The sequence below is a fragment of the Numidum massiliense genome (genome assembly GCF_001375555.1).
GTDB classification, from domain to species: domain Bacteria; phylum Bacillota; class Bacilli; order Thermoactinomycetales; family Novibacillaceae; genus Numidum; species Numidum massiliense.
Genome location: NZ_CTDZ01000009.1, coordinates 849,162 through 863,150 on the forward strand (window position 1 = coordinate 849,162; position 13,989 = coordinate 863,150).

Here is a 13,989-nt window from a genome sequence, read left to right on the forward strand (position 1 = left end):
TAGTCAGGCGTCTTGCACAAAACGCGTGCCTGGCGAACACGTCGTTCGTCGTTCGCCAGGCGACATCTTCGATCTCGTAAGCCAGACGACGATCTTCGATCTCATAAGAAGTGGTTTTCTCCCGCGGGCGTATGCTCGCGGGTGTTCTATACATGTTGTATAATGAAGGGATGCGACGGATTGGTATGCGAACGAGTACGACGGTGTGCGACGGACGCGTACGACGTTTGCGCATAAATACTACGACAGACGGAAGATGATTGCAATGAAGAAGAGCAGCTCTCATTCGTTTTCAAAACAAGATATCGCACGCTTGTTCACGCCGATTAATGTGCGCCGGGGGACGACTTTTAAGCGACAAGGGCGGGTTGTCGACCTGTATTACGATGCGGAAGCAAACTGTTGGCACGCAAAAGTGTTAGGTAGCCGCCTATACGAAGTCGCCGCGTACATTTATAACGGCGGGTTTGACGCGACGTGCGACTGTCCGGCGTTCGCGCGGCAATGGGAGTGTAAACACATCGTCGCCGCGTTATTGCAGTTGTCGGACCCTAGCGTGCGTAAGGATCAACAAACGGAGGGTATGTATCGCGCCGCTGACGCGTTTATTAAGGCGTTTACACAAAATGAAGCTGTGCCTTCCACTGGGAACGGCAACGATACGCGGGAACTGCTCACGGTAGAGTACATTTGTAAAGTCCAACCGCCGCCTAATTATATGGTGGGAGATGCGACGGAATTATTGAGCGTTGAACTGAAAACAGGTGTGAAACGACCGTACGTCGTCAAGAATATAACGAAGTTTCTCGACTGTGTCATGAACGAAACGACACATTATTTTACGCCGCGCTTTTCGTATGACCCGATGGCACATGCGCTCAGGGACGAGGATCGGGAAATTTTTCAAATACTAGTCGATATTGCGCGCAATGAAGGTGTGTATCAACAGAAGTTTTCCCCATACGGTTACGGTTCGGCAGGGAGCGATCGCGAACTGATCATCCCGCCTCTCGTGGCTGACAGGTTGTTCCATAAACTACAAGAAGGAAATAGCCGCTTAGAATACGGGGGGACCACGTACCAAGGGTTTGAACTTGTCGACGATGCACTTCCTTTTTCCTTTTTGTTAGAGGAAAACGGTGCCGATAAGTTTCAACTAGATTTAAGCGAACTAGCGACCGCCGCTTATTTTCCGCTGTACGGCTTCGTATTTAACAGCGGTAGCTTCTATAAATTGTCACCGCAGCAACAGGCGCTCATGGAGGAGCTCGAGCACGTCGTGACGATGTCGCGCGAAGGACGCCTGCCGATTGCAAAAACACAAATCGGTCCGTTCTTGTCTCACGTCGCTCCCGGCTTAAAAAGGATCGGCCAACTGGACATTAGCGACGAAGTGGCGTCGCACATCGTCCGTCCACCGCTTGAGGCGAAAGTGTACGTGACCGATGAAGAAGACGTCTTGCGCGTCAAGGTCGAATACGCCTACGGGGAATGGACGGTCAATCCGTTCGCCGACGGCGCCATCGGTACCGATCGAGCGGAGGACGTGCAAGCAAACGGGGCGATCCTCATTCGCGATGCGGAAAAAGAGCGGGGTATTATGCAAGCGATTGAACGTTCGCCGCTAAAGATAAAGGATAAACAATTGTATTTGGAAAAAACAGATGATAAGCTGTATGATTTTTTGTACAACGTGCTACCAGAACTCGCGCAAAAAGCGGACGTTTACACGACCGATGCGGTACGGTCGCTCATGTTGCCGGAACGGTCGGCGCCAGTGACGTCAGTCGACCTCGATGGAAGAGGCAATTTGTTGGAAGTCAGTTTTGACATGGTTGGCATCGCGGAAGACGACATTCAGCGCATTTTGCAATCTGTCGTCGAAAAGAAAAAGTACTACCGGTTGCCGGACGGCCCCTTTGTTTCGCTAGAAGGGGACGACTTCGAGGCGGTGCGCCAGCTGTTCGGCGCTTTCGACGTGCCGGCCTCGAAAGTTTCGGCGAACGGCATGCAGTTGCCTGTGTACCGCGGATTGCAAGTCGATGAACTCGTCGGCCGCGAGCGGCAGTATGCGGCAAAGGTCGGCAAAGCATTTCGCCGCCTCGTGCAACACTTGCGCCATCCAGACGAACTCGATGTCGAGGTGCCAGCGACGCTGGACGCCGTGCTGCGCGACTACCAAACGACCGGTTTCCAATGGTTGAAGACATTGGCTCATTACCGACTCGGGGGGATTCTCGCCGACGATATGGGGCTCGGTAAAACCTTGCAGACGATCGCCTACATTGTCTCGGAAGTGGAAGAAGGGAGGGCGGGAGGTGGCAAGCGATTAGAGGGGGCACCGCAAGAACTCGGACTGACGTCAAGAAGAGCTGGGGCTGGCGGGATTGACCCAACTGGCGAACACGCGACGAATAAAGAAGGCGCGACTGCTACCGCTGCCTCAGCTGCTCGGGTTGCTCCCGTACTCGTCGTCGCCCCTGCGTCGCTCGTATACAATTGGAAAAACGAATTTACGAAGTTCGCGCCCGAATTGTCAGTCGACGTCGTCGTCGGCACGCCGGCAGAACGCGAAGCTATGCTAACCGAATCCCAACCGCCTGACGTGTGGATCACGTCGTACCCTCTGCTGCGGCAAGATATCGAGCAGTACAGCGCGCAGACGTTTTCCTCGCTCATTTTGGATGAAGCACAGGCGATCAAAAACCACCAGACGAAGGCGTTTAAAGCGGTGCAAAAAATTAACGCACCGCGGCGGTTCGCCCTTAGCGGCACGCCGATCGAAAACTCCCTCGACGAACTGTGGTCGATCTTTCAAGCGATTATGCCGGGTTTTTTCCCCGAGCCGGCGTCTTTTCGCAAGCTTGCGCCCGAGCAGGTCGCCAAAATGGTGCGCCCGTTTATTTTGAGGCGGGTGAAGAAAGACGTGTTAAAGGAGCTGCCGGACAAAATCGAAACCGTCCACTGGTCGGAGTTGACCAAGCAGCAAAAAGAGTTGTACCTCGGTTATTTAGACCAAATACGCCAGGAGACGAAAAAATCCCTCTCGACGGACGGATTTAACAAGAGTCGCATGAAAATTTTGGCTGGATTGACACGGCTGCGGCAGCTGTGCTGCCACCCGGCGTTGTTTTTGGAGAATTACACCGGGGAGTCCGGCAAGTTGGAGCAACTGCGCGAACTCGTCGACAATGCGCTTGCGAGCGGTAAACGACTGCTTATTTTTTCCCAGTTTACGAGTATGCTGGAAATGATTCGCGCCGCGTTAGCTGAGCGGCAATGCGCCTTTTTTTACTTGGACGGTAAGACAGCAGCGAAGGAGCGGGTCGACATGGCCGAGCGCTTCAACGCCGGCGAGCGGAACGTGTTTCTCATTTCGCTGAAGGCGGGGGGGACGGGATTAAACTTAACCGGCGCAGACACCGTCGTCCTGTACGATTTATGGTGGAATCCCGCCGTTGAGGAGCAGGCGGCGGGGAGGGCACACCGCATCGGCCAGAAGCGCGTCGTGCAAGTGATGCGGCTCATCGCTCGCGGCACGATCGAGGAAAAAATTTACGAGATGCAGCAAAAGAAACGGGAACTGATCGAGCAAGTGATCCAACCGGGCGAAACGATGTTGACGCGTATGACGGAAGCGGAAATACGCGAGATTTTAAGTATTTGACAGGGATAAAACGGACAGGGATAAAACGGGACAGGGATAAAACGGGACATCTTCATTCTAGATATCGATGCATAAAAAAAACGATACCCTCCGCGGTACGGGGATATCGTTTTTTACGAATGATGCGTTTCATTTTCAAATAATGTTACAATACGCGGCGGGCACTAATATACGAGCTGTCTAACCACCCGCTGTTCATGTCGTCAATGCGGACGCCGCCCGGTCCCCACGTGTGCAACAGTTGGCCATTTCCAATGTACAGTCCGACGTGAGCGATCTGTCCATTGGAAGATTTCGTGGAGAAGAAGACGAGGTCTCCTTTTTGTAAGTTGCTGCGGGAGACAGGTTCCCCTATTCTTGCTTGTTGTTCAGACAGACGCGGCAGTTGCGTGCCGTTTTCGGCGAAAATCGTTTTCGTAAACGATGAACAGTCAAACGTCCTCGTCTGGCCATACGGTGCACCTAAATCGTACGGTGTCCCTAAATATTTTTTTCCATCGTTAATGATCTCATCAGCTGAAGAACTGACCCCCGTCTTGGCGAAAGCTTGTCCGGCTGCTACAGGAGCAAATACACCAGCAATAAGGGCAAAGAGTAAAAACGCGACAATTGCAGTTTGCTTGATCATAATTAGTGCCTCCTTTTCCTCGCAAGTTTTCTTGTTTCGGGAGTACGGTTCTCATCGTAACATATCGATCCACTGCGTGCGGAAGCAAATGTTGACAAGGAAATATGTAGCGTTACAAGTTTTAAAGTTGTCCACGACGTCGGTCGACAAGTTGCTCACTATGTGCGCCGTTGCAACGTGCCGTCGAAAGGTGCCGTCGAAACGCGCCGTTGAAACGTCATGATACGTTCTTATATTATTAGTCGTTTTCATTGTCTTACGAGCTGTACACGTGCTATACTTATGTTAAGTTCATACCCAGCTGGAGATAGGGAGAAGACTACAGCTATCCACGTAAAACAAGTGGATCGTTGTGGTCTTTTTTTTATCCTATTTCCATTAATTGGTCATACTAAGGAAAGATTCCACGACAGGAGGAATTATTGATGACGGACTTTTCCAGTTTAGAGCGGAAAAACGTGCTTAAGGAGATGGCGGCGGAGACGCTCGACTTGTTAGTGATCGGGGGCGGAATTACCGGTGCCGGTATCCTGCTCGACGCAAAAACGCGGGGCCTCAATTGTGGCTTAATTGAAATGCAAGATTATGCTGCCGGCACATCGAGCCGTTCGACGAAGCTCGTTCACGGTGGCTTGCGCTATTTAAAACAGTTCGAAGTAAACCTCGTCGCCGAGGTGGGCAAAGAGCGGGCGATCGTGTACGAACTTGCGCCGCACGTGACGACACCGGAATGGATGTTGCTGCCGCTGTACAAAGGAGGCACTTTTGGTAAATTTTCCACCTCGATCGGGTTGAAAGTGTACGATAACTTGGCGCGTGTGCGTAAATCGGAGCGGCGCACGATGCTGAGTCGCGATAAGACGATCGCCAAAGAACCGCTGTTGAAAAAAGACGGTCTCGTCGGCGGCGGCTATTACGTCGAGTACCGTACCGACGATTCCCGATTAACGCTCGAGGTCATGAAAGAAGCGGTACAGCGCGGGGCAAAAGCTGTTAACTACGTAAAGGGGGAGCGCCTTCTTTACGAAGATGGAAAAATCGTCGGCGTCGTCGCTGTCGACCAGTTGACAGGGGAAGAGACGACAATTCGCGCCAAAAAAATCGTTAACGCCGCTGGCCCGTGGGTTGACGACTTGCGGGAAAAAGACAACTCAAAGCACGGGAAGTATTTACACATTACGAAAGGCATTCACATCGTTTTCGACCAAAGCCGTTTTCCGTTAAAGCAAGCTGTCTACTTCGACGTGCCCGACGGGCGGATGATTTTTGCCATTCCGCGCGACGGGAAGGCGTACGTCGGGACGACAGACACGGATTACAATGCCGATCTCGTCCATCCGCGGATGACCGTCGCCGACCGCGACTACTTGGTCGAAGCGGTGAACAACATGTTCCCGACCTTGAAGTTGACAGTTGACGATGTAGAATCGAGCTGGGCTGGGGTGCGGCCGCTCATCCACGAGCAAGGGAAAGACCCTTCCGAGATTTCCCGTAAAGACGAAATTTTCCATTCGCCATCTGGCTTAATCTCCATCGCCGGTGGGAAGTTGACGGGGTACCGAAAAATGGCCGAGCGAGTCGTCGATTTAGTAACGTCTGAATTGACGGCAGAAGGGGTCGGATCTTATTCGGAATGCGTCACCGACAAGGTGAAACTGTCTGGAGGCGACGTAGGAGGCAGTGATCATTTGCCACAGTTCGTCGCTGAGAAGACGAAACAAGGTGTCGCACTCGGCCTAGACGGAGAAGAGGCGCAACTGCTCGCGAAACGGTACGGCAGCAACGTCGACGAGCTGTTTAAACTCGTCGAAACGGTACGGGAAGAAGCGGTGGAGAGGAAATTGCCCGTGCACGTCTTGGCGATGCTCAAATACGGCATGGGTCACGAAATGACGATGACTCCGTGCGACTTTTTCGTTCGCCGCACGAGTGACCTTCTCTTTAACATTAACGCGGTTCACGAATGGAAAGACGGCGTGATCGCCTATATGGCGGAACAACTCGGGTGGAGTGAAGCGGAAGAAGAACGCCACCGCGGCGAATTGGAAAGAGAACTGCACGACGCGGCAGTCCCTTTGGAAAATTAAGTGTGGGTGTATAAGAAAAGTCAATGGAGATACCTTGTCACGAAATGTTAAATACTACAGGAAAAAAGCTAGTACCTTGAACGGTGCTAGCTTTTATAATAAACCGTACTTATGATAAACCGTACATTAAAGGTTGAATATCTGGTCTCTTTGTTTAGGGCCGTGTCAAATCACAACGTTAAACGAACTTGACAAACAAAAAAAGATCCGATATTATTATCTTGAATTCGAGATAGTACCGGAAGGTTGGATGGGTATGACTGGCAAAAGCGGGTTGTCACTCAAACTGTTGATTGTCCTCACCCGCGCACACCGAGCGATTACAGATCGGGTGACTGCAGATATTAAAAGCTACGGATTGAATCCGACTGAGTTTGCCGTCTTAGAGATGTTGTACCATAAAGGTGACCAACCGATCCAACAAATCGGCAAGAAGGTGTTGCTCGCAAGTGGAAGTATTACTTACGTCGTCGATAAGTTGGAGCAAAAAAAATTGCTCGTCCGCAAGCCGTGTCCGAAAGACCGCCGCGTCATTTACGCGACGATTACCGATGCGGGAAAAAACTTGATGGACGATATTTTTCCGCAGCACGAGGCGATGATCAAACACCTGTTTGACGTGCTAACAGACGATGAAAAAGAGGAGCTCATTGCACTGTTGAAAAAGGTCGGCTTATCCGTTCATAGGCAGTAGTTAGGCAGTCATTTTTTTACGGAGAATACTCGAATTCAAGATATATGAATGAAGGGTACTACCGAATGACAAGTGGTCGACTAACGGATCGACCGCTGTGGCTGCGAGCCGGCACACAAAGGAGGTGGTGCGACGACAGGGAAGTGCGTGGCCACATGTCTGCATGTACACGATCACATGTTATGAATAAAGGGCACATACGTGCTTACAATCAGATACGTGCTTACAATAGTGAAGCTAATGGATTGGGGACATAATACAAGCAGCTATTACTTCAGTCACGTTAACGAACAAAAAAAGCGGGGTATGAATACATCATGGCAAACATTAAACTGGCGATTATTTATTACAGCTCGACCGGCACGAACTATCAATTGGCACAATGGGCAGCGGAAGGAGCGAAAGCAGCGGGGGCGGAAGTAAGGATCGCGAAAGTTCCGGAACTGGCACCGCAAGCGGCAATCGACTCTAACCCGGCTTGGAAAGCGCACGTCGAAGCAACAAAAGACGTACCCGAGGCGACGCTCGATGATCTCGCTTGGGCCGACGCGTACATTTTCAGCGTACCGACGCGGTTTGGAAACGTACCGTCTCAATTTAAGCAGTTCTTGGACACGTCCGGTCCCCTGTGGATGGAAGGTAAGCTGACGAACAAAGTTGTCAGTGCGATGGCGAGTGCCGGCAACGCGCACGGCGGACACGAGCAGACCGTATTGTCGCTATACACATCGATGCTTCACTGGGGCGCGATTATTGCCGCACCAGGCTATATCGACCAATCGGCGTACGTTTCAGGCGGTAACCCGTACGGAACGAGCGTGACAGTGTCGCAAGATGGCACGATGCAAGAAGATGTTGAAGAAGCGGTCAAATATCAGGCGAAGCGTACAGTGACAGTGGCCGAATGGGTAAAGAAGGGTCAACAACAAGCGTGACACTTCTCAACTGAAGCGACTTACGACAGCGACTTACGACAGCGACTTACGACCGGCCGTCAAGGAGTATCGACGGCCGGTTTTATAAATATATCATTACTCATTCGTTTCACCGCGGAGCGCGTCTTGCATAAATTGCGGCAGCTGGAAGCATTGCGATAAAATGCCGTCTGTGACGTAGCGGGCTTCCTTATCGAAGGTCGTATGCGGTCTGTCGTACCGTTTTGAACCGAGTGTAAAACTCCAGAAGCCGCCCGGGTACGTCGGGACGGTGGCGCTGTACGTTTTGGCGATCGGAAATAAGCTGTCGATCCGCTCGTAGGTCTGCTGCATGACGTCGGCGTAAAACAAGGGCGATTCGCTCTGGCACACCATTAACCCGTCGTCGTTTAACGCGCGATAGACGTTTTTATAGAAGTCGAGACCGAACAGTTCAACAGCTGGTCCGACTGGGTCCGACGAATCGACGATGATGACGTCGTAGCGCGTATCTACATCTTGTACGAAGCCGACTCCGTCGGTAAAGTGATAGTTCACGCGCGGGTCGGACAGGTTGCCGGACACTTCTGGCAAGTGCTTCTTACATACGTCGACGACGCTCGCATCGATTTCGACGAGGTCGATCATCTCGACACTGTCGTACTTGGTGACTTCGCGGGCCGCGCCGCAGTCTCCGCCGCCGATAATGAGTACGCGCTGCGGGTTCGGGTGAAAACTTAACGGCAGGTGTGCAATCATTTCGTTGTATATGAAACCGTCTCCGGCTGTCGTTTGGACGAAGCCGTCGAGAACGAGCATTTTGCCAAAGTCGTAAGAATCGACAATCATAACGTGTTGGTACGGGGATTGTTTTTCGTATACGACTTCTTTAATCCCATAACGTATGTATAAGTTGTTCCCTTCGGCTTCCGTTAGCCACAATTTTCCGTCCTTTTCTTGAACGTATTTCGGTAGCTGCTGCATGTTTGACCTCCCCAATTGACTAATTTATTCGTGCAGTGGACATGAAAAGAGTGCCATAGCGGCACTCTTTTACAAAAGTTTATCATAAACGTCCTAGGGATACAATCTAAATTAGGAACCGACGGCTACCGTTTCGGGTAAAGTGCTGCCGCCGTCGATGACGATTTGTGTGCCGGTGATGTAGCTGGATTCGTCAGAAGACAAGAACGCAGCAAGTTCACCGACCTCTTCAATGCGTCCTAAGCGGCCCATCGGTACGCCTTGGCGAATCCCTTCGATGACGGCTTCCGGGTTGTCGGGGTTCGACTCTTTTCCGATTTGTTCAGCCATCGGCGTATATATGTAGCCCGGAAGGATCGCGTTCACCGTAATGTTGTCCGGAGCGACTTCGCGGGCGAGTGCTTTCGTGAAGCCGAGTACGGCAGCTTTCGTCGTCGCATACGCCGCTTCACCGGGGTCGGCGACCATCGTACCAGTAACCGAGGACAAGTTAACAATTTTGCCGTATTTATTTTCCTTCATATGCGGGAGAACCGCTTTCGTGACGTTCCAAACGCCGTTAATGTTGACGTTGAACTGAAAATCGCGCACGTCGTCGCTCATTTCGAGGAAATCGACGATGCGGACGACGCCGGCGTTGTTGACGAGAATTTCAATTTTTTTGCATTCCTGCAGCGCTTCTTTGACGGCGCGGTCTACGTCTTCGTAGTTCGTCACGTCTACTTTGTAGCCGGTTGCTTGCAGTCCTTCCGCTTTGATCGCATCTGCTGTTACAAAGACTTTATCATTGATGTCGAAAAGTAAGACGTGTGCGCCGTGTTTCGCTAAAACTTTGGCGATACCTTCTCCGTTCCCCATGGCGGCGCCAGTGACGATTGCTGTTTTTCCTGCTAATTTACCCATCGAAAGGCCTCCTTAGGTACTAACTGTTATACTTTCTCAGTATAATATTACCATAAAACGGGCGATGTATAGGGAAGCAATTATGAAGACTGTATCACATTTTTCCGCCAATATGAGCTAAAACAGTTGAATCCGCAGGACGAGCTTTATATTTATTTAGTCACTTGTGACGATCGCGTCATCGCGTAAAGCAGTAATCCCTAGCCCTGGCGCGGGTGGTAAGGTGATGCGCTTGCCGTCATAAGTGATGCCACCGACGGCGAGATCGCGGGCCAACCAGAGCGGTGCGTCTAAGTCGGTAAAAGCGATGTTGTGTTTTGCGGCGGCGAGGTGGGCGGCTGCAGTGACGGACAGCTTCGACTCCATCATACTTCCAACCATACACGCAATGTCGTACGCTTCCGCGATGCCGACGATGTGTAACGCTTGGCGGATGCCGCCGCACTTCATGAGTTTAATGTTTAATAAGTCGACGGCGCGACGCTGCAACAATGTGACGGCGTCGCGGGCGGAGAATAAGCTTTCGTCGGCCATAATCGGGGTGGCCACGTTGTGCGTCACGAACGCCAATCCGTCAATGTCGTGCCTCGCGACAGGTTGCTCGACGAGTTCGACGCCGAGCGCTTGTTTTTCCATTTGTTCGATAATGTGTACCGCCTGCTTCGGGGTCCAGCCTTGGTTGGCGTCGACGCGAATGGCGATGTCGGGACCGACCGCTTCGCGAATGCTGCGAATCCGGGCGAGGTCGTTTTTCCAGTCCTTGCCAACTTTTATTTTTAGCGTTGTAAAGCCGGAAGCGACGCGCTGCGTGGCAGTACGGGTCATTTGTTCTACTTTGTCGACGCTAATCGTCACGTCGGTTTCTATTTCCGAACGCGTGCCGCCTAACAGACGGAAGAGCGGCAGTTGGTAGCGCTGGCAAAACAAGTCGTACAATGCCATGTCGATTGCCGCTTTCGCACTCGTGTTGCCGACGACAGCCCGTTCAACATCGACTAAAATCGCTTCCAACTCTTCGATCTCGCGACCGACGACGACGTGGCGCAGCGGTTCGTTTAACGCGCTGTAAATACCGCCGAGCGAATCGCCGGTAATGACGAGCGTCGGAGCGGCCTCGCCCCAGCCGATGAGGCCGGTGTCGCCGATCAGTTTCACGACGATAGAATCGACAGCGTGTACCGTTCTGAGGGCGGTTTTAAACGGCTGGGACAGTGGGGATGTACAGCGGACGAGTGTCATATCTACGATTTTCATAAGATTCGGGTTCCCCCTCTACTTTAGCCATGCGGTTGAATAACGCATCCAGTTAAAAGGAACGATGCGATCGTGTCGCATGCCTTAATAGTTGGCTAACAGTTGCAGTGAAATGACCACGAAAGTCATCGACAGCAAACAGACAATCATAAACGCGTGGTAGGCGTGTTGCCATAGGCGAAAGGCACGCTGCGGGAATTCCTCCCGCCGGCGGTCGATCGCGTGAGCGAGTAAGCAGAGTACGATGAGCAGGCCTGCCCACATATCGATTAACAGCACCAATCGGATCACTCCTATGGATCGCCGAGGCGAGCGCGCCGCGTCGCATTCTCGTGCGTTATTGCGTAGGGCGCACATTTGACTAGGGTACTAGCGATTATTCATTGCGTGCGGCGCCCACCCCTCACCCTAAACGGTCTGCCACCGCGACAGGCGATGAACGGTCAATACGAGTCCATACAGTACGACGTTTTGTGCGGCACGAGCTGCGCCAAGCACTGCACGGCTTCCGCGTCGCCGTGCAACCGTCCAGTCTCGTACAGGTCGTCTGCGCGTCGGTCACCTAGTAACAGCGCCGTTAACGCTTGAATCGATGTGTGCAACTGGGCATCTCGTTCGCTCTTCGCGCCGTCTAACGCGTTGTTTTCCTTCGGGTCGCCTTCTTCCTGCCTCGTCACCCGTACCACGTGCGCCTTCCCGCATTCGTCGATGGCAATCGAAAAGACCGCGTCATTCCACGGCGCACACGGGTCGTCGACGTTGAGCGTCAGGTTGCTTACTTTGCCGATGGCGTTAAACGGATATTGAGCAATAAAGGCGGCGACGTCGACGATCCGGCCCATGAAGTGTGGTACGACTTCTTGCTTAATGCGCGGCTCGGGCAACCAAAACGGTAACAAGTCGTCAGAGGCGGCCTCTAAACATACTTTCATTACCATCGAATCGTGATGACTAATAAACTGCCACAGTCCGCGTCGCGCGTCTTCGTCGAGTGCAATGAGTTCGTCGATCGCCATCTCTTCGTTTTTTACGGTATACAACATATAGCCCCGCGGCTTTTGTGTGACGTCGAAGTAGACGGCGATCGTCTTTTCGCCCCGTAGGACGTTGTGCTGCCACCAATCGTCACTCCGTTTGAGCATGCCGTTGTAACGAAGGGCATAAGCGTCATATATTGGCTTCAAGATCGAATAATCGGCTTTACTCTTGCGCACGATCGTGCCACTTGTCGCTAAGTGTCGCGGTAGTTGGTGTACGTTAATTGTATACTTTTTGTAATCGGTTATGTATTCCCAGCCGTATTTGCGGTAATAGGCGAAAGAAAAAGGGACCAAGTACGAAATTGTCTGCCCAGCTTCCTTCATGACGCGCAAGCCGTGGGTCAACAGTCGTTTGACGAAGCCGTTGTGCCTGTATTCTGGCCAAGTCGCAACACTGGCAATCCCGCCCATGGCAAACGTTTTTCCCTGGATGACCGATTCGAGAGGGAGGATCGTCATTTTCGATGCGAGGTGGCCGTCTTCGAAACATCCCCAGACGTGTTCCGCTTTGGTGCGAGCCCGTTTACTTTCTCTTTCGGCTGGACTTAATTTATATTGAAACGCAAACTCGGACAGGTCTAAGCTTTTATCGATTTCCGCAGTGGTCAGTTGTCTCATCTCGGGCAAATTAATCTTCCTTTCCTGTCTTTGTCGCAGCTCTCACTAGGTGTGACAAATAGTAAAAATGATATTTTGCGAAGCGATATTATTCATACGCGCGTGTTAATATGCTACCATATGTGTAAGCGATTTGTAACCTTCGTTTGCCGAAACATATTTTTTTAAATGGGCAGCATTTAGGAGGGACATAGTAGATGAAAGTTTTAGTGTTAGGTGGTACGCGCTTTTTCGGTGTGCGTCTGATTAAGCACGCGCTCGATGCAGGACATACAGTCGTCGTGGCGACAACGGGGCGTTCTCCGGTGCCGTTCGCGGACAGAGTGGAACACGTGACGGTCGATCGCCACGACCGCGCGTCGATGGAGGCGGCGCTGAAAGGGCGGGAGTTCGACGTCGTATATGACCAGGTCGGATACTCTCCAGACGACGCAAGTGTCGCGTGCGACGTGTTCCAAGGGCGCATCGGTCGCCTCATCTTTACGTCTTCCGCTTCCGTTTACGAACCGCAAACGATACCGCTCAAAGAAGAGATGTTCGATCCGCGCGTTGCGCCATTGCGCCACGGTGGGAAAGATGAGCTGACATATCCGGAAGGGAAGCGCTATGCGGAGGCGATGTACTTCCAGCAGGCGACATTCCCTGTTACTGCTGTCCGCTTTCCGATCGTCGTTGGAGAAGACGATTATACCGGTCGTTTTCAGTTTCACGTCGAACGCGTTTTACACGGCGAGGAAATCGGTATTCCGAGCAAGGCGGCGAAGATGTCGTTCATTTCCGCTGACGAGGCGGCGGCGTTCTTACATTGGTTAGGGATGTCGGAGTTACGTGGACCGGTAAACGCGGCGGCGCACACGCCGTTAACAGCGCAGGAAGTCGTCGACATTGTTGCTGGCGTCGTCGGCAAGGTGCCCGTCGTTAGCGACAGTGGTGCGGACGGGGTGCGTTCCCCGTACGATACGCCGGTTAACTTTACCTTAAATTTAGCGAAAGCGACAGCACATGGCTACCGTTTTTCGAGCAGTCGTGACTGGCTACCGGAAGTGACGGCGCGCGTCTTAGCTAATCTGCATACGTAAGTGAAACGAGTGCCCTCCTGTAAAGCGCAGGAGGGTTTTGTTCGCGTTTGTTTATTCGTTCTCGACCGTGCACAGCAAGTACAACTGGCAGCAAGCCACGGACGGAAGGCGTTTAATGCGG

General features: G+C 52.2%; 11 protein-coding genes. 5 read left to right on the forward strand and 6 right to left on the reverse strand.

Translation table 11 applies throughout. From position 1 onward, the window contains the following. Window positions 1-265 precede the first annotated feature (265 nt). Window positions 266-3,667 (forward strand): DEAD/DEAH box helicase, encoded by a 3,402-nt coding sequence (locus BN1247_RS17390; RefSeq protein ID WP_054951491.1) that lies wholly within the window; start codon window positions 266-268, stop codon window positions 3,665-3,667. 145 nt (window positions 3,668-3,812) lie between these two features. Here the strand turns inward: BN1247_RS17390 and BN1247_RS04580 are convergent, their stop codons facing one another. Then, complete coding sequence (locus BN1247_RS04580; RefSeq protein ID WP_054949335.1) at window positions 3,813-4,295, reverse strand: C40 family peptidase; 483 nt, start codon at window positions 4,293-4,295, stop codon at window positions 3,813-3,815. Window positions 4,296-4,720: 425 nt separating this feature from the next. On the opposite strand from BN1247_RS04580, the gene BN1247_RS04585 reads away from it, so the two are divergent. From BN1247_RS04585 to wrbA, 3 genes are all read left to right on the forward strand, one after another. Then, window positions 4,721-6,382 carry a glycerol-3-phosphate dehydrogenase/oxidase gene (locus BN1247_RS04585; RefSeq protein ID WP_054949336.1) on the forward strand — a complete coding sequence of 554 codons (1,662 nt, stop codon included), beginning with the start codon at window positions 4,721-4,723 and terminating at the stop codon, window positions 6,380-6,382. 256 nt (window positions 6,383-6,638) lie between these two features. After that, window positions 6,639-7,076 carry a MarR family winged helix-turn-helix transcriptional regulator gene (locus BN1247_RS04590; RefSeq protein ID WP_054949337.1) on the forward strand — a complete coding sequence of 146 codons (438 nt, stop codon included), beginning with the start codon at window positions 6,639-6,641 and terminating at the stop codon, window positions 7,074-7,076. A 317-nt stretch (window positions 7,077-7,393) separates the two neighbouring features. Next, window positions 7,394-8,011, forward strand: a complete 618-nt coding sequence (wrbA, locus tag BN1247_RS04595) for an NAD(P)H:quinone oxidoreductase (protein ID WP_054949338.1) — start codon at window positions 7,394-7,396, stop codon at window positions 8,009-8,011. Window positions 8,012-8,107: 96 nt separating this feature from the next. On the opposite strand, the gene speE is transcribed toward wrbA, so the two are convergent. The 5 genes from speE to BN1247_RS04620 all read right to left on the reverse strand — a co-directional run bounded on the left by speE (window position 8,108) and on the right by BN1247_RS04620 (window position 12,789). Beyond that, window positions 8,108-8,974, reverse strand: a complete 867-nt coding sequence (speE, locus tag BN1247_RS04600) for a polyamine aminopropyltransferase (protein ID WP_054949339.1) — start codon at window positions 8,972-8,974, stop codon at window positions 8,108-8,110. A 111-nt stretch (window positions 8,975-9,085) separates the two neighbouring features. After that, window positions 9,086-9,877, reverse strand: a complete 792-nt coding sequence (gene ucpA, locus BN1247_RS04605; protein ID WP_054949340.1) for an SDR family oxidoreductase UcpA — start codon at window positions 9,875-9,877, stop codon at window positions 9,086-9,088. A gap of 156 nt (window positions 9,878-10,033) precedes the next feature. Continuing rightward, window positions 10,034-11,131, reverse strand: coding sequence for a mandelate racemase/muconate lactonizing enzyme family protein (locus tag BN1247_RS04610; protein WP_054949341.1), 1,098 nt, complete (start codon window positions 11,129-11,131; stop codon window positions 10,034-10,036). Between the two features lie 84 nt (window positions 11,132-11,215). Then, the gene (locus BN1247_RS04615) at window positions 11,216-11,410 is read right to left on the reverse strand and encodes a hypothetical protein (protein ID WP_147675179.1); all 195 of its coding nucleotides are present in this window, start codon (window positions 11,408-11,410) and stop codon (window positions 11,216-11,218) included. Between the two features lie 164 nt (window positions 11,411-11,574). Further along, entirely contained in the window at window positions 11,575-12,789 is a 1,215-nt protein-coding gene (locus BN1247_RS04620) for a GNAT family N-acetyltransferase (protein WP_074011249.1), read from the reverse strand. 197 nt (window positions 12,790-12,986) lie between these two features. Between BN1247_RS04620 and BN1247_RS04625 the strand changes: the two genes are divergently transcribed. Further along, window positions 12,987-13,868: an NAD-dependent epimerase/dehydratase family protein gene (locus tag BN1247_RS04625; protein WP_054949344.1), complete on the forward strand. Its 882-nt coding sequence runs from the start codon at window positions 12,987-12,989 to the stop codon at window positions 13,866-13,868. The last annotated feature ends 121 nt before the right edge of the window (window positions 13,869-13,989 follow it).